General features: G+C 64.6%; 14 protein-coding genes. 10 read left to right on the plus strand and 4 right to left on the minus strand.

All coding sequences use genetic code 11. The annotated features are described in order from the left end of the window. Positions 1–172 precede the first annotated feature (172 nt). The 5 genes from VGR99_RS28080 (at position 173) to VGR99_RS28100 (ending at position 5558) form a co-directional block, all read left to right on the plus strand. Entirely contained in the window at positions 173–1066 is an 894-nt protein-coding gene (locus tag VGR99_RS28080) for a dioxygenase (RefSeq protein WP_326903206.1), read from the plus strand. A 116-nt stretch (positions 1067–1182) separates the two neighbouring features. Continuing rightward, positions 1183–1884 (plus strand): protocatechuate 3,4-dioxygenase subunit beta, encoded by a 702-nt coding sequence (gene pcaH, locus VGR99_RS28085; RefSeq protein ID WP_326903207.1) that lies wholly within the window; start codon positions 1183–1185, stop codon positions 1882–1884. 1 nt (position 1885) lies between these two features. Next, complete coding sequence (pcaG, locus tag VGR99_RS28090) at positions 1886–2488, plus strand: protocatechuate 3,4-dioxygenase subunit alpha (RefSeq protein WP_326903208.1); 603 nt, start codon at positions 1886–1888, stop codon at positions 2486–2488. Between the two features lie 240 nt (positions 2489–2728). Continuing rightward, positions 2729–4420 (plus strand): methyl-accepting chemotaxis protein, encoded by a 1692-nt coding sequence (locus VGR99_RS28095; protein ID WP_326903209.1) that lies wholly within the window; start codon positions 2729–2731, stop codon positions 4418–4420. A 49-nt stretch (positions 4421–4469) separates the two neighbouring features. After that, on the plus strand, positions 4470–5558 hold the full coding sequence (locus tag VGR99_RS28100; RefSeq protein ID WP_326903210.1) for a phosphotransferase: 1089 nt from the start codon (positions 4470–4472) through the stop codon (positions 5556–5558). 139 nt (positions 5559–5697) lie between these two features. Here the strand turns inward: VGR99_RS28100 and VGR99_RS28105 are convergent, their stop codons facing one another. The 3 genes from VGR99_RS28105 to VGR99_RS28115 are packed head-to-tail and all read right to left on the minus strand — an operon-like array spanning position 5698 to position 8907. After that, positions 5698–7254: an MDR family MFS transporter gene (locus VGR99_RS28105; protein WP_326903211.1), complete on the minus strand. Its 1557-nt coding sequence runs from the start codon at positions 7252–7254 to the stop codon at positions 5698–5700. An 11-nt stretch (positions 7255–7265) separates the two neighbouring features. Further along, positions 7266–8432, minus strand: coding sequence for an HlyD family secretion protein (locus tag VGR99_RS28110; protein WP_326903212.1), 1167 nt, complete (start codon positions 8430–8432; stop codon positions 7266–7268). Then, positions 8425–8907, minus strand: coding sequence for a MarR family winged helix-turn-helix transcriptional regulator (locus tag VGR99_RS28115; protein ID WP_212487817.1), 483 nt, complete (start codon positions 8905–8907; stop codon positions 8425–8427). Before VGR99_RS28115 ends, VGR99_RS28110 begins: the two co-directional genes overlap by 8 nt. Before the next feature lie 156 nt (positions 8908–9063). Between VGR99_RS28115 and VGR99_RS28120 the strand changes: the two genes are divergently transcribed. The 4 genes from VGR99_RS28120 (at position 9064) to VGR99_RS28135 (ending at position 12934) form a co-directional block, all read left to right on the plus strand. After that, positions 9064–9558 carry a Fur family transcriptional regulator gene (locus VGR99_RS28120; protein ID WP_326903213.1) on the plus strand — a complete coding sequence of 165 codons (495 nt, stop codon included), beginning with the start codon at positions 9064–9066 and terminating at the stop codon, positions 9556–9558. A 35-nt stretch (positions 9559–9593) separates the two neighbouring features. Continuing rightward, positions 9594–10547 (plus strand): DMT family transporter, encoded by a 954-nt coding sequence (locus VGR99_RS28125; protein ID WP_326903214.1) that lies wholly within the window; start codon positions 9594–9596, stop codon positions 10545–10547. A gap of 12 nt (positions 10548–10559) precedes the next feature. Next, the gene (gene ispG / locus VGR99_RS28130) at positions 10560–11843 is read left to right on the plus strand and encodes a flavodoxin-dependent (E)-4-hydroxy-3-methylbut-2-enyl-diphosphate synthase (protein ID WP_326903215.1); all 1284 of its coding nucleotides are present in this window, start codon (positions 10560–10562) and stop codon (positions 11841–11843) included. A 194-nt stretch (positions 11844–12037) separates the two neighbouring features. After that, the gene (locus VGR99_RS28135; RefSeq protein ID WP_326903216.1) at positions 12038–12934 is read left to right on the plus strand and encodes a TauD/TfdA dioxygenase family protein; all 897 of its coding nucleotides are present in this window, start codon (positions 12038–12040) and stop codon (positions 12932–12934) included. A gap of 85 nt (positions 12935–13019) precedes the next feature. Here the strand turns inward: VGR99_RS28135 and VGR99_RS28140 are convergent, their stop codons facing one another. Further along, a complete protein-coding gene (locus tag VGR99_RS28140) occupies positions 13020–13859 on the minus strand; it encodes an outer membrane protein (protein WP_326903217.1) in 840 nt (279 codons plus the stop codon). A gap of 205 nt (positions 13860–14064) precedes the next feature. Here VGR99_RS28140 and VGR99_RS28145 point away from each other — a divergent pair, with 205 nt between their 5' ends. After that, positions 14065–15402, plus strand: coding sequence for a Rieske 2Fe-2S domain-containing protein (locus VGR99_RS28145; protein ID WP_326903218.1), 1338 nt, complete (start codon positions 14065–14067; stop codon positions 15400–15402). Positions 15403–15404: the final 2 nt, after the last annotated feature.

Consider the following 15404-nt stretch of genomic DNA (forward strand, 5'->3'; position numbering starts at 1 on the left):
TACGCGACGCATACAAGCTGCGGAATCGGATCGAGAACAAAACAGAATCGAACCGCGAAGAGCGAGCTACGCCGCTCGAAAGAGTCTCCTCGCAAGTGCTGAGCGCAACAAGCATTTTTCCATATGCGATCGCCCTACCGCTTGCGGGGAGAGGGCCTCCAGGGGCCGTGCCATGATCATCGAGCGCGAGCAGGACGTCACGGCCGCGGCACTCGCGGTGATGGAGCGGACGTCCGATCCGCGGATGCGGCAGATCATGATCTCTCTGGTCAAGCATCTGCACGGCTTCGTCCGCGATGTCAGGCTGACCGAGAAAGAATTCCGCGACGCTACGGCGATCGTGGCCGAGCTCGGCAAGCTCACCACCGACACGCACAATGAAGTGGTGCTGATGGCGGGATCGCTCGGCGTCTCGCCGCTTGTGTGCCTGCTCAACAATGGCGATCAGGGCAACACGGAAACCGACCAGTCGCTGCTTGGGCCGTTCTGGCGGCTGAACTCGCCGCGGGTCGAAAATGGCGGCTCGATCGTGCGCTCGGAGACGCCGGGTGCGCCGCTGTTTGTCAGCGGCCGAGTCGTCGACAAGGATGGTCGGCCCGTCGCCGGCGCCGAGGTCGACGTCTGGCACGCCTCCCCGGTCGGCCTCTATGAGAACCAGGACCCCGAGCAGGCCGACATGAACCTGCGCGGCAAGTTCACGACTGATTCCGACGGGCGCTTCGCCTTCCGCTCAGTGATGATGATCGGCTATCCGATTCCGACCAATGGCGTGGTCGGCCGCCTGCTCGCGGCGCAGGGCCGGCATCCCTATCGTCCCGCGCATCTGCACGCCCTGATCTTCAAGCCCGGATTCAAGGTGCTGATCTCGCAGGTCTACGATCCCGCCGACCCGCATATCGACAGCGACGTGCAATTCGGCGTGACCCAGGCCCTGATCGGCAAGTTCCAGCGCCACGATACGCCGCATCCGACCGCGCCCGACGTCGCGATGCCCTGGTATTCGCTCGACCATACCTACCGGCTCGAGGCCGGGGAAGCCGTGCTGCCGCGTCCGCCGATCAAATAGCGTTCCTGCCCGGAGCGCGGGGCCGCCAAACCCGCTTCCCTAGATTAGTTATGTTCTATAATGATTGGCGGAAGTGTTGACCGGCCGGACCAAAATGGCCGGGGAGGAGTTCGCCCATGACATTCATCTATCCCACCGACAGCAACAAGGCGCATCCGCTGCCGCTGTCGCCCGAGTACAAGAGCTCGATCAAGCGCGCGCCGAACAAGCCCTTGATCCCGATGCGCCACACGCTGTCGGAACTGACCGGCCCGGTCTACGGCCACGAGACCGTGCGCGAGGGCGACAGCGATCTCACCACCCAGCACAGCGGCGAGCCGATCGGCGAGCGCATCATCGTGCACGGCCACGTCCGCGACGAGGACGGCCGCGGCGTGCCGAACTCGCTGGTCGAGATCTGGCAGGCCAATTCCTGCGGTCGCTACGTCCATGTTCGCGACCAGCATCCGGCGCCGCTCGATCCGAATTTCACCGGTGCGGGCCGCACCCAGAGCGACGCGTCCGGTTACTACCGTTTTGTGACGATCAAGCCTGGCGCGTATCCCTGGGGCAATCACCACAATGCCTGGCGTCCGGCCCACATCCATCTGTCGGTGTTCGGCCATTCCTTCGTCACGCGCCTGGTGACGCAGATGTATTTCCCCGCCGATCCGCTGTTCCCGTTCGACCCGATCTTCAACTCGGTGCCGGACGAGAAGGCGCGGGCGCGGATGGTCTCCTCGTTCGATCTTGAGAACACCCAGCCGGAATGGGCGCTGTGCTACCGCTTTGACATCGTGCTGCGCGGCCAGAACGCCACGCCCATGGAGAACCACTAACGTGCAGGATTCTGTGAAACCCGACGGGATCACCCCTTCGCAAACGGTTGGTCCGTTCTTCAAATACGGCCTGACTCCAACCGGCGAATATTCGTGGAACGACGCGTTCACCAACTCGACGCTGACGCCCGACGTCACCGGCGATCGCGTCCGCATCGAGGGCCGCGTGTTTGACGGCGACGGCGTCGTCGTGCCGGACGCCATGCTGGAGATCTGGCAGGCGGATTCCCAGGGCCGCTTCGCCGACCCCCAGGACAAGCGCGCGCTGCCGAACGCGAGCTTCCGCGGCTTTGCCCGCTGCGGCACCGACAAGGACGGCAATTATTCCTTCGACACCATCAAGCCCGGTGTCGTACCCGACCCCGATGGCAAGCCGCAGGCGCCGCACATCGTGCTTGCGGTGTTTGGCCGCGGCATGCTGCGACATCTCTACACCAGGATCTATTTCAGCGACGAGGCCGGCAACGCCGCCGATCCCGTGCTGGCCCTGGTGTCCGCCGATCGCCGCGCCACGCTGATTGCGGTGCGCGAGGCCGGCAAGGCGATCTATCGCCTCGACCTGCGCCTGCAGGGCGATGACGAGACGGTGTTTTTCGACGTCTGAAGCATGTGGCGCCGGCGACACCGATCGCCGGCCCAGCTTCTCACACAGCGCATCGGCGCCGCGACGCGCGCTGGTGTGACACGGTCGATCCTGTTTCCGTGTGTCAGCTTCGCTGCCTCAAAACTAATCACCGGCGGACAACTCCCGTAGTCTTGCGGAGCTTTCCGCGTCCCGGGCAATCCCGTATTTACCGTGTCGTCCTAGGCTCGATGCGGAATTGATTCGCGCCTGGATTGCCCCATGAAAATTCGCCTGTCGTTGTCCTCCGCGATCGTCGCATTCGGGATCGTGCTCGCCATCGGCTTTACGGCGGTCGTCTCCACCAGCCTCTATGCCCTGCGCGAGCTCAAGGTCGGCGGCCCGCTCTACTCCGACATCAAGCTCGGCAACGACCTGATCGCGGACATCCTGCCGCCGCCGGAATACATCATCGAGGCCTATCTCGAGGCGACCCTCGCCATGCGCGAGCCGGACCAGCTCGCCGCCCATGGCGACCGCCTGGTCCAGCTCCGCAAGGACTACGACGAGCGCAAGGCCTTCTGGGTCACGTCCAGCCTCGGTGCCGACCTGAAGACTGCGCTGGTGTCGAAGTCCGACGCCGAGGTGCAGAAGTTCTGGAAGTTCTTGTCCGATCAGCTCCTGCCGGCCCTCAAGGCCAAGGACACGGCCGCCGCCGAGCGCGCCTATGCGCAGCTCAAGGACGCCTATGCCGCGCATCGCGCCGTCATCGACAACATCGTCGAGAGCGCCAACAAGCAGAACGCCGATATGGAGAAGCTGGCCGCGGAGCGCGACAGCGCGATGCTCTATATCCTGATCGGGGTCTCCGCCGCCGTCCTCGCCTTCATTGCCGCCGGCCTGCTCGGCGTCGCCTTCGGCGTGGTGCGCCCGATCGTGCGCATGACGGATACGATGCAGAAGCTTGCGACCGGCGATCTCGCCGCCGACATCCCCTTCGCGCACCGCCAGGACGAGGTCGGCTCGATGGCCGGTGCGCTGCAGGTGTTCAAGGAGGCCGCGGTCGAGAACGCGCGGCTGCGCGAGGAGCAGCTGCGTAAGGAGCAGGAGGCCGCGCTCGCCAAGCGCGGCGCGCTGCAGCAGATGGCCGAAACCGTCGAGCGCGAGACCGGCCGCTCGGTCGACACCGCGAGTGCGACGACGCAGGGCGTCGAGCGGGCCGCGTCCAGCCTGTCCGAGATCGCCCGGTCGCTGTCCTCGGAATCGCAGGCGGTTGCCGCCGCCTCCACCCAGGCGCTTGGCAGCTCGCAGACCGTTTCGGCCGCCGCCGAAGAGCTGAGCGCCTCGATCCGGGAAATCGCAACGCAGGTCACGCGGACCAGCACGGTCACCAAATCGGCGGTCGCAGGCCGCGAGCAGGCGCGTTCGACCATCCAGGCGCTGGCGGGTGCGGTGAAGAAGATCGCGGAGGTCTCCGACCTCATCGGCGGCATCGCCGGCCAGACCAACCTTCTGGCGCTCAACGCCACGATCGAGGCGGCGCGTGCGGGCGAGGCCGGCCGCGGCTTTGCGGTGGTCGCCGCCGAGGTGAAATCCCTGTCCGACCAGACCGCCAAATCCACCGAGGAGATCACCCGGTTGATCGCCGAGGTGCAGGCCTCGACGCAGGCCGCGGTCGATGCCGTTGAAACCATGGGCGGTCACATCGTCGAGATCGACGGCGTGGCGACCTCTGTCGCCGCCGCGATGGAAGAGCAGGACGCCGCGACGCGCGAGATCGCCCGCTCGATCTCGGAATCGGCGGCCGCCGCCAAGGAAGTTTCCGCCAAGATCGGCAACGTCAGCCGCGACGCCGCCTCCGTCAACGAGCGCGCCGCGGAGGTCAGGCAGGCGATCGCCGGCATGGCGGCCAATCTCGAACAGCTGCGGTCGGTCGTGGTCCGGACCGTGCGGGACTCGACCGCCGCGGCTTGAGCTCGGGTATCCGGCGGTCCGCTGGTGCCCGGACTTGTGATCGTGCAGTATGGCGCGGGGCTGGGGCATCATGGCTATGACACCTCCACAATTGCCGGCCGTCGTTGAGCCGGCCCGCCTGACGGCTGCATTGCGCAAGAGCGGCGTGCTGGACGCCGGCGCGGTGCGCGAGGTGAAGGTGCTGGATGACCGCGATACCCTGGTGTCGCATATCACCCGGCTCGGCCTGCGCTATGTCGGGGAGTCCACTGGTTCCCCGCAGGCCCTGATCCTCAAAACGCCTCATGCCAATTTTGCCAAGACGCTCGCGCATGGCGGTCGGCACGAGGTTGCCTTCTATACGAAGCTGGCACCGAACATGCCGCCAGGGCTGGTGCCACGCTGTTTCGGCGGGCACTTCGACGAGAAGGGTACGGACTGGCATCTCCTGCTCGAGGATCTCACTGACAGTCATGAGGTCGCGACGCAATGGCCGTTGCCGCCGTCGCGCGATCAGTCGATCGCGATCGTCACGACGCTCGCGCGCTGGCATGCGGCTTGGTGGGATCATCCCAGTCTCGGCGACACCGTCGGCAGCTGGATGAGCATCGAGGATTACACAAGACTCATCGAGACGTTCGCCGGCCACTATGATCGTTTCGCCGATCTCCTCGGCGACCGCCTTAGCGAAGAGCGACGCATTCTCTTTCGCCGGTTCATCGAGCAGTCGGGTCGTCTGCTTGAGCGCTATCATTCCCGTCGGCATCTCACCATTGCTCATGGCGATGCCCACATCTGGAACTTCATGCTGCCGCGCGCCGGCGTCGCCGACACCGTACGCATCTTCGATTTCGACCAGTGGCGCATCAACGTGGCGACCGGTGATCTCGCCTATATGATGGCCATGCAATGGTATCCCGAGCGTCGGCAGGCGCTCGAGCGTGTACTGCTCAATCATTATCATGAGACGCTGATCGCGAACGGCGTTCGCGGCTACTCGCGCGGTGCGCTCGACCAGGACTATCGTCGGTCGGTACTCTGGCACATCACCAAGCCGGTCTGGCAATGGGCCATCAACATCCCGCCGCTGATCTGGTGGAACAATCTGGAGCGGGTGATGATGGCGGTCGAGGATCTCGGCTGCGAGGAGTTTTTGTAGGGCGGCTCTTGTCCCGGGCGCGGTGCAGCGTGTAACGCTGCGCCGCAGAACCGGGACCCAGTGTGCGGCGGGCATGGGCCCCGGCTCAGCAGCGCATCACTCGCGTGCTGCGCTGCGTCCGGGGCACGAAACCGGTCTCCTACTCCATCACCGCATGTTCCGGCCCCGCCGCCTGCTTGCGCAGCGTGGCCTTGGTCGAGCCGATCATCAGCGCCAGCGGGATGGTGCAGAGGATGAAGATCATGATGACCTGGTAGTCGTGCGCGAAGGCGATGATCTGCGCCTGGATGCTGACCATCCTGTCGGCCATGGCGCGGCCGGCGTCGGTGGAGAGGTTGAGCATGCCGCGGACATCAGGCATCTGCAGGGCGTGGTTGAACGGATTGATGTGCTCGGACAGGATCGCGTAGGTCTTGCGCGTGCCCTGCGTCAGCTCGGCGATCACGATGGAGATACCGACCGAGCTTGCGACGTTGCGTAGCAGCGTCAGCATCGAGGTGCCGTCGGTGCGCAAATGGTTGGGCAGCGTCAGGAACGACACGGTCGAGAGCGGCACGAAGACGAGGCCGAAGCCAAAGCCCTGGATCACGCTGACGATGACGATCTCCGGCACCTGGGTCTGGTCGGTCCAGCCGGTCATCTGGAACAGCGAGGCCGCCGTCAGCGTCAGGCCCGAGATGATCAGCGTGCGCGCCTCGATGTAGCGCATGATGCGGCCGACCATCATCATGGCGAAGAAGGTGCCGAAGCCGCGGCTCGCCAGCAGGCCGCCGGCGGTGATGATGGGATAGCCGATGACGTTTTGCAGGTACGGCGAGGCCAGCGCCATGGTCGAGTACAGCACGAGCCCCATCACCGTCATGAAGATGCAGCCGGTGAGGAAGTTGCGGTCCTTGAACAGCGCGAACTGGATGAACGGCTTCGAGGTCGTGAACGAGTGGGCGAAGAAATAATAGAAGGCGACGCCGGAGACGGCGAACTCGGTCACGATCTCGACCGATTCGAACCAGTCGAGCTGCTCGCCGCGGTCGAGTGCGAGCTGGAGCGCGCCGATCGCGATCGCCAGCGCGGCGAAGCCGAACCAGTCGAATTTGAGGCTGAGGTTCTTCTCGGTCTCGTCCATGAAGACGATCAGCCCGAGCACGGTGATCGCGCCGAACGGCAGATTGACGAAGAACACCCAGTGCCAGGAATAGGTCTCGGTCAGCCAAGCGCCGAGCGAGGGGCCCATGATCGGGCCCATCATCACGCCCATGCCCCAGATCGACATCGCCTTGGCGCGTTCCTGCAGCGTGTAATAGTCGAGCATGACCGACTGCGACAGCGGCACCAGCGCGGCGCCGAACACGCCCTGCAGCAGGCGGAACAGCACCATCTGGTTGATGTCCTGCGCCAGGCCGCACAGCACGGAGGCGAAGGTGAAGCCGGCGGCGCAGATGATGAAGATGCGCTTGCGGCCGTAGCGGTTGGAGATCCAGCCCACCGGCGCCGTCATGATCGCGGCGGCGACGATGTAGGAGGTCAGCACCCAGTTGATCTGGTCCTGCGAGGCCGACAGCGTGCCCTGCATGTAGGGCAGGGCGACGTTGGCGATGGTGGTGTCCAGCGCCTGCATGATGGTCGCCGTCATGGCGCAGATCGTCACCATGTTCCGGCGCAGGCCGGGGACCATCAGGCTGGCATTGGGGCCGGACATCGGATCAGTCCTCAGTCTTCTTTGTCCTGGCCCGCTGTCGCGGACAGGCCGAGCAGGCCGGCGAGCGAGCGCTGGTGGCCGGTGTCGATGGTGGCGTAGACACTCATGCCGGCCTTCAGCTTCTTCACGTATTTGTCGCTCTCGTCGAAATAGATGCGGATCGGCACGCGCTGCACCACCTTGACGAAGTTGCCGGTGGCGTTCTGCGGCGGCAGGATCGCGAATTGCGCGCCGGTACCGGGCGAGAGCGAGCCGATCTTGCCCTTGAAGACGTGGTTCGGGAATGCGTCGACCTCGAGCGTGACGGGCTGTCCCTCGGTGACGTGGGTGAGGTCGCTCTCCTTCGGATTGGCATCGACCCAGGGATGGGCGACGTCGATGATGGAGAACACGGCCATGCCCGCGGTGACGTAGCGGCCGAGCTGGATCTGCTCGACCTGGGTCGCGACGCCGCCCATCGGCGCGCGCACCACGGCGTGGTCGAGATTGCGCTCGGCATTGTCGAGCTTGGACTTGGCCTGCGCGTAAGGCGGGAACTTCTCCAGCGGCAGGTCGGTGTCGCCGAGCAGCTGCGTCTTGGCGGTCGAGATCTGCTGCCTGACATATTGCGCGATCGAGCCTGACGTCACCAGCGCGTTCGACGCGTTGTCGAGGTCGAGCTGCGAGCCGAAGCTGTTCTTGACAAGCGCCTGCTTGCGCTCGACGTCGCGCTGCTTCAGGTCGACGCCCTTCTGGGCGAGATCGAGCATGTCGCCGTAGATCTTGATGTTGGCGCGAAGGTTGTCATAGGTCGTCTGCGCCTGCATCAGCTGCGCCTTGGCCTCGTCCACCGCGAGGCGGAACGGTACCGGGTCGATCTCGAACAGCACGTCGCCCTGCTTGACGAACTGGCCTTCCTTGACGACGACCTTCTCGATCTTGCCGGAGATGTCAGGCGTCACCAGCACCTTCTGCGCGCCGACATAGGCGTCGTCGGTGCCGACATAGCGGCCGCCATGCAGATAGAAGGTGACGCCGCCGATGGCGACGACGACGGGCAGTACGACCATCAGCAGGACGCGGCGATAGCGCCGCAGTCCCGCGATCAGGCGGCGGCGCGGCTCGGTGCCGGCCTTCTTGCTGGGCTTGCCGCTGTCGCTCTTCTGCTCGGGCGGGAATTTGAGAACCTGATCAGCCATAGCGCTGCTCCTTACGCGCTTGTTCCGCCCCAGAGGCCTGGATCGCGTTCCGCACGTTTTCCTTGATTGTTTCGAGTTGGGTGAGAAGGCGGTGGGCATCCGCCGGGTTGATGCCGTCGAGCGCGTTCGCGGTGAGTTCCGACTTCAGGCCGCTCATCTTGCCGAGCAACTGCCGCCCGGCCTTCTTCAGATAGAGGCGCTTGACGCGGCGGTCGGAGGCGTCGCTGCGGCGCTCGATCCAGTCGCTCTCGCACAGCTTGTCGATCAGCCGCGTCAGCGTGATCGGCTGCATCTCCAGCAGTTCGGCGAGTTCCGACTGCTTCATGCCCTCGCTGCGCTCGACCTTGGCCAGCACCGCCCATTGCGCGCGGGTGATGCCGAAGCGCGAGGCCTCCTTGTCGGCATAGACGCGCAGCAGGCGGTAGAGCTCACCGAGCGTGAACAGGAAGTTCTGGTCGACGGACCCGCGGGTCATAAGCTTGGTCTCCAATAAGCTTGGATATAATAAGCAAGCTTATGATTATTTCACGGCGGGTTAACGGGAGGCTGTCCCGCAGGGGGAGCATGGCTGGCAGCCGTTCGGCCGGTGGTGCTTTGGGTTCCCGTGCCGAAATGCTAGAAGGCGGGCCACATGACCCTCGCAAAGCCGGCCTTTCCCGCGCCTGACCACGATCACGGCCGCTGCACCGCGGACGCGCTGGCGCATGCCGAGGCGGTTTGCGAGCAGCGCGCGCAGAAATTCACGCCGATCCGCCGCCAGGTGCTGGGCGCCTTGCTCGCGAGCCATCGCCCGCTCGGCGCCTATGAGGTGATCGACGAACTCGCAAAATCGATGGCGCGGCCGGCGCCGATCACGGTCTATCGTGCTCTCGATTTTTTGATGGCCAACGGCCTCGTGCACCGCATCGAAAGCCGCAACGCCTATCTTGCCTGCGCCGCCCACGATCACGATGCGACCTCCGCGGTGGCGTTCCTGATCTGCGAGCGCTGCGGCCTCGTCGGCGAGATCCCGTCGGCGTCCTTCGCCAAGGACCTCAACGCCGCGGCGCGCAGCTCAGGCTTCGCACCAAAACTGTCCGTGGTGGAGATCACGGGCGTCTGCGCCCATTGTCAGAAAACTGCCTAAAGCAACAACGGCGCAAAGCCGGTAGTCGGGAAGAAATGTCCTCACCTCAAGCCAACCCATCCGCCGCGCGCCCGCTCAGCGCCGGTGCCATCGCCCTGATGCTGATGCTGTGCCTGACCTGGGGCTTCAACCAGATCGCGGTGAAGCTGGTGCTGCCGGACGTGCCGCCGATGCTGCAGGCGATGATCCGCTCGATGGGCGCGCTGCCGGTGCTGTTCCTGATCGGCACGCTGCGCGGCGTCAAATTCTTCGAGAAAGACGGGACGTGGAAGGCTGGCCTGATCGCCGGGCTGATGTTCGGCCTCGAGTTCGTGCTAATTTTTCAGGGCCTGCGCCTGACCTCCGCCTCCCGCGCAGTCGTGTTCCTTTACACCGCGCCATTCTTCGTCGCGCTCGGCTCCTATCAGGTGCTCGGCGAGCGGCTGGGCGGTTCGCAATGGCTGGGGCTTGCAGTGAGCTTTGCCGGCGTCGCGCTCGCGATCGGCGTGCCGCAGCCCAATGTCGATTCCCACGTCCTGCTTGGCGATCTCCTGATCGTGCTCGGTGCCTCGCTCTGGGCCGCGACCACGCTGGTTGCCAAGGGCACGCGGCTGCGCTTCGCCGCGCCCGAGAAGGCGCTCGGCTATCAGGTTGCGATCTCGATCCCGATCCTCGGCACGGCGGCATGGTTGTTCGGCGAGACCATCACCCACACGCCGTCGCCGCTCTCGATCGGCCTGCTGGCCTTCCAGGCGATCTGGGTGGTTGGAACCACGTTCACGCTTTGGTTCGCGCTGGTGAAGGCCTATTCGGCCAGCAAATTGTCGGCTTTTACCTTCATCACCCCTTTGTTTGGCGTGGTGGGTAGCTATTTCATCATGCACGACACCCTGAGCCTGACATTCGCGGCCGCTGCGGTCCTTGTAATTGCTGGGCTTTTTCTGGTTAACCGTCCCAGCCAAACGGCTGCGGCGCCAGCTGATGCATTGCTGAACGTCACCAAAACCTGATATTTGGACGCCATGAACAAGCTCGAAAACCCTCTCGATTCCGACATCGCGGGCCCCGCGCCCCGGCACCGCACCACCCAGGTCAAGGTCGGCGACGTCGCCGTCGGCGGCGGTGCGCCGATCGTCGTGCAGTCGATGACCAACACCGACACCGCCGATATCGACGGCACCATCGCCCAGGTCGCAGCGCTCGCGCGCGCCGGCTCCGAAATGGTCCGCATCACCGTGGACCGCGAGGAGGCCGCAGCCGCCGTCCCGCACATCCGCGACGGCCTCGCCAAGCGTGGCATCACCACGCCGCTGATCGGCGACTTCCACTATATCGGCCACAAGCTGCTCGCGGCCTATCCGGCCTGCGCCGAAGCGCTCGCCAAGTACCGCATCAATCCCGGCAATGTCGGCTTCAAGGACAAGCGCGACACCCAGTTCGCCGACATCATCGAGATCGCGAACAAGAACAGCAAGCCGGTGCGCATCGGCGCCAATTGGGGCTCGCTCGACCAGGAGCTGCTGACCAAGCTGATGGACGAGAACGCCGCCTCCGCCAATCCGCGCGACGTTCGCGCCGTGACGCGCGAGGCCATGGTGCAGTCCGCGCTGCTCTCGGCCGCGCGCGCCGAAGAACTCGGTATGCCCAAGGATCGCATCATCCTTTCGGCAAAAGTTTCGGCGGTGCAGGATCTGATCGCGGTCTATCAGGACCTCGCCTCCCGCTCCGACTATGCCATCCATCTCGGCCTGACTGAGGCCGGCATGGGTTCGAAGGGCATCGTGGCCTCGTCGGCCGCGCTCGGTATTCTCCTGCAGCAGGGCATCGGCGACACCATCCGCATCTCGCTGACGCCGGAGCCCGGCGGCGACCGCACCCGCGAGGTGCAGGTCGGCCAGGAGCTCTTGCAGACCATGGGCTTCCGCACCTTCGTGCCGCTGGTTGCCGCGTGCCCCGGCTGCGGCCGCACCACCTCGACCACGTTCCAGGAGCTGGCCCGCTCGATCCAGGATTTCATCCGCGACGAGATGCCGGCCTGGAAGACGAAATATCCCGGCGTCGAGGAGCTCAACGTCGCGGTGATGGGCTGCATCGTCAACGGCCCCGGCGAATCCAAGCACGCCAATATCGGCATCTCGCTGCCCGGTACCGGCGAAGCGCCGGCCGCGCCCGTCTTCGTCGACGGCAAGAAGTTCCGCACGCTGCGCGGGCCCACGATCTCCGCCGACTTCAAGGCGCTGGTGATCGACTACATCGACCAGCGCTACGGCCAGGGCGCCAAGGTGCCGGCCCCAGCGGCGGAGTGAGCGGCTCCTAAAACATCGGAATCGTAAGGCGGGTTAGCGAAGTATAACCCGCCTTATTTTTTGCGCGACCGTAGCCCGGACGGAGCGAAGCGAAATCCGGGGCCTCGCGTACGCTGTTAGACCGTTCCCGGATTGCGCTTCGCTCCATCCGGGCTACCATGCCTCCCAATCAAGAACGATCGGGAGACAGACTCATGAGCTCACTCGCCGGCAAGCAGGGCCCGCGCTATCGCCACACGGCCGACGACGGCGCGCCTTACGAGACCATCGCGGTCGAAAAGCTCACCCCCATCATCGGCGCCGAAATCTCCGGCGTCGATATCGGCACGCTGGTCGAGGGCGATGCCCGTTCCAACCGGCAGATGGACGAGATCCATCGCGCGCTCGCCGAAAATCTCGTCATCTTCTTCCGCGACCAGCAGATCACGCCGAAGCAGCATCTCGCCTTCGGCCGCAAATTCGGCGAGCTGCATTTTCATCCCGCTGCTCCCCACGAGGATGAAGACCCGGCCTTGATGAAGATCTACGCCGACAAGAATTCGCCGCGCGCCAATGGCGAGGGCTGGCATTCCGACGTCTCCTGCGATCTCGAGCCTCCGATGGGTTCGATCCTCTACATCAAGCAGTGCCCGCCGCGCGGCGGCGATACACTGTTCGCCAACATGTACGCCGCCTATGAGGCGCTGTCGGATCGCATGAAGGCCTATCTCGACGGCCTCACCGCGCTGCATGACGGCGAGCCGATCTATCGCGGCCTCTATGCCAACTATGGCGTCGCCGACCGTCCGTCCTATCCGAACGCCGAGCACCCCGTGGTGCGCACCCATCCGGTCACGGGCAGGAAGGCGCTCTACGTCAATCGCGGTTTCACCCGCCACATCAACGGCATCCCGCGCGACGAGAGCGACGCGATGCTCGCCTATCTCTACCAGCACGCCGAGAACCCGCTGTTCCAGTGCCGCTTCCGCTGGACCGAGAACGCCATCGCGTTCTGGGACAACCGCTGCACCCAGCACCGCGCGATGTGGGACTACTGGCCGCACACGCGCTCCGGCACGCGCGTGACGGTGAAGGGGGAAAGGCCGGTGTGAATGGGCTGCATACGGGCAGCCCTGCATGAACGAAGAAAGCCCCGGGCGAGGCCGGGGCTTTTGAAGTCTTTCGGTTGGCAGGTGGTCAGTACTTCGCGACGATCGCGCTGCCGCTAAAGCGATAGTTGACACCCACGCGCACCACGTCTTCACGGAAATTATTCGAGATCGACCAGGCCGCACCTGCGGCTGGTCCCGCAGCGGGAGCGGGAGGAGTCGGAGTAGTTCCGGACGAGGTTCCGAAATCCATGTGCAAATATTCGACCTTGGCGGACCAATTATTGTTGAACGCGTACTCCCAGCCGGCGCCCACGACCCAACCGAGCCTGCTGTCAGACGCGCTGGCTTGATACCGGAAGCCTGTGAACCCGGGAAAATCGAGTGCCTTGAGCCAGTTGAATTCGGCAAAGGCTGCGCCGCCGGTCACGTACAGCAAACTGCGCTCGGCGACCACGACGCCGGCCCGCGCTCGCGCCGTTGCAAACCAATTGGAATGGAAACGCTCTTCCCAGGTGTACGGAACAATGGGCGCCGCGTTTGCGAAGGGGCCTCGAATGTGTTGTGCGCCAAGGTCGCTGTAATTGATATCGCCTTCGGCGCCGATGACGAAGATGCCCTTTTGGTAGTTACAACCAATTCCGAGACCTGCGGTGACGCCATCCGGCGTAACTTTTGCGGCGGATGCCGACGTCATTATCGCGGCGGTGCCGACCGGCGACAGGCCCGCAAAGATGGCGTTGGGGGTGCCATCCGACCTGAACTCTGCGCGCGAGTAGCCTGCGTTGCCGCCGACATAGCACCCGCTCCAGGAGAAGACGGGGGCCGGTGCAGGGCGAGCTTTCACCGCCATGTCGGCCGCAGAAGCGGCGCCGGCCATCAACACGGAAACAGAAATAGCCGCGACCGTCAGCGCGCTCTTCACCATCTTTGGCCCCCAGCCAAATCAGACTTCAATATGCCCACAAGTTACGGCGCCCACTGCGCCCAAGTCCGTCACCCATCTGCAACACCCGGGAAATTTCCCGAAAGTATGGTCACGAAAAAGGAGGGACCAGGGCGCTGCACTCCCCGCGTTGACGCCCAGCGTCGCCTGCGCCAATCTTCCCGAAAAGAAGTCGGGAGGATCAGCCATGCTCCGCGCCGAGGACAACAAATTCCTGACCGAGTCCGGGCCCGGAACGGGAATGGGCGAATTGCTGCGCCGCTTCTGGATTCCCGTCCTGCTGTCCGAAGAACTCCCCGAGCCCGACGGCGAGCCGAAGAAGATCGTCGTGCTCGGCGAAGAGCTGCTCGCCTTCCGCGACTCACGTGGCGTCGTCGGTGTCATCGACCAGTACTGTCCGCATCGCGGCGCCAATCTCTGGCTCGGGCGCAACGAGGAATGCGGCATTCGCTGCGTCTATCACGGCTGGAAGTTCGACACCGACGGCCGCTGCGTCGACATGCCGACCTCCTATCCCGACCTCAATGCCAAGGACCTCATCCGCATCAAGTCATATCCGGTGCGCGAATGGGGCGAGATGATCTGGGCCTATATGGGCCCGGCGGATGCGATGCCCGAGCTGCCAGATCTCGAAATGGCGTTGCTGCCGGCTTCGCACCGCTACGTCAGCAAGAAATGGCAGGACTGCAACTGGGTGCAGGCACTCGAAGGCTCGATCGACACCGTGCATTTCACCTTCGCGCATCTCTCCTTCGACAAGGAGGAGAACGAGATCCTGGACATCAAGAAGCATTTTGTGAACCCGCTCGTGCGCATGAACAACGACCACATGCGCTGGATCGCCGAGGGCCCGCGCCCCGTGATCAAGGTCAGTCCGCACGAGGCGGGCCTGACCATTGCCGGCGGTCGTCTCACCGGCAGCGACACCATCTACTGGCGCATCGCGCAGTTCCTGATGCCGTTCCACGCCTATGCGCCGAGCGCGATGCCGGGTGAGAACATCTTTGGCCAGACCTTCGTGCCCGTGACCGACACCAATTGCTGGATCTACACCTATGTCTGGAATCCGGAGCGGCCGCTGTTGCAAGGCGAGCGCGAGGCCTATGACCGCGGCAACGGCGTGATCGCGGAGGTCGACGAGAACTACGTGCCGCTGCGCCACAAGGGCAACGACTATTTGATCGACCGCAAGCTCCAGAAGACCAGGAGCTACACCGGCATCAAGGGCGTCTCCGAGCAGGACGCCGCCGTGCAGGACAGCCAGGGCCCGATTGCCGATCGTACCCGGGAGCATCTCGGCCCGACCGATCTCGGCATCATGCATTTCCGGAAAGTCGTGATGGAGCTCGCGCGTGCGCTCCAGCAGGGCGAGCCGCCGCCGCAGGCCGCGCATCAGGACCGCTATGCGGTGCGCTCCGGCGCCTGCGTCACCAGCAAGGTCAAGGATCTGCCTGCAGTCATGCTGGAACGTTTCGGCGATGTCGCGGGCTTCGTCGGGCGGCCGCGGATCGCGGCAGCGGAGTAACG

The organism is Bradyrhizobium sp. (assembly GCF_035935975.1).
Classification (GTDB): Bacteria; Pseudomonadota; Alphaproteobacteria; order Rhizobiales; family Xanthobacteraceae; genus Bradyrhizobium.

Excerpts from the sequence above, each read along its gene's own strand:
- VGR99_RS28080 (WP_326903206.1), top strand. The coding sequence starts at position 173 with ATGATCATCGAGCGCGAGCAGGACGTCACGGCCGCGGCACTCGCGGTG.
- pcaH (WP_326903207.1), top strand. The coding sequence starts at position 1,183 with ATGACATTCATCTATCCCACCGACAGCAACAAGGCGCATCCGCTGCCG.
- VGR99_RS28095 (WP_326903209.1), top strand. The coding sequence starts at position 2,729 with ATGAAAATTCGCCTGTCGTTGTCCTCCGCGATCGTCGCATTCGGGATC.
- VGR99_RS28100 (WP_326903210.1), top strand. The coding sequence starts at position 4,470 with ATGGCGCGGGGCTGGGGCATCATGGCTATGACACCTCCACAATTGCCG.
- VGR99_RS28105 (WP_326903211.1), bottom strand. The coding sequence starts at position 7,254 with ATGTCCGGCCCCAATGCCAGCCTGATGGTCCCCGGCCTGCGCCGGAAC.
- VGR99_RS28110 (WP_326903212.1), bottom strand. The coding sequence starts at position 8,432 with ATGGCTGATCAGGTTCTCAAATTCCCGCCCGAGCAGAAGAGCGACAGC.
- VGR99_RS28115 (WP_212487817.1), bottom strand. The coding sequence starts at position 8,907 with ATGACCCGCGGGTCCGTCGACCAGAACTTCCTGTTCACGCTCGGTGAG.
- VGR99_RS28120 (WP_326903213.1), top strand. The coding sequence starts at position 9,064 with ATGACCCTCGCAAAGCCGGCCTTTCCCGCGCCTGACCACGATCACGGC.
- VGR99_RS28125 (WP_326903214.1), top strand. The coding sequence starts at position 9,594 with ATGTCCTCACCTCAAGCCAACCCATCCGCCGCGCGCCCGCTCAGCGCC.
- ispG (WP_326903215.1), top strand. The coding sequence starts at position 10,560 with ATGAACAAGCTCGAAAACCCTCTCGATTCCGACATCGCGGGCCCCGCG.
- VGR99_RS28135 (WP_326903216.1), top strand. The coding sequence starts at position 12,038 with ATGAGCTCACTCGCCGGCAAGCAGGGCCCGCGCTATCGCCACACGGCC.
- VGR99_RS28140 (WP_326903217.1), bottom strand. The coding sequence starts at position 13,859 with ATGGTGAAGAGCGCGCTGACGGTCGCGGCTATTTCTGTTTCCGTGTTG.
- VGR99_RS28145 (WP_326903218.1), top strand. The coding sequence starts at position 14,065 with ATGCTCCGCGCCGAGGACAACAAATTCCTGACCGAGTCCGGGCCCGGA.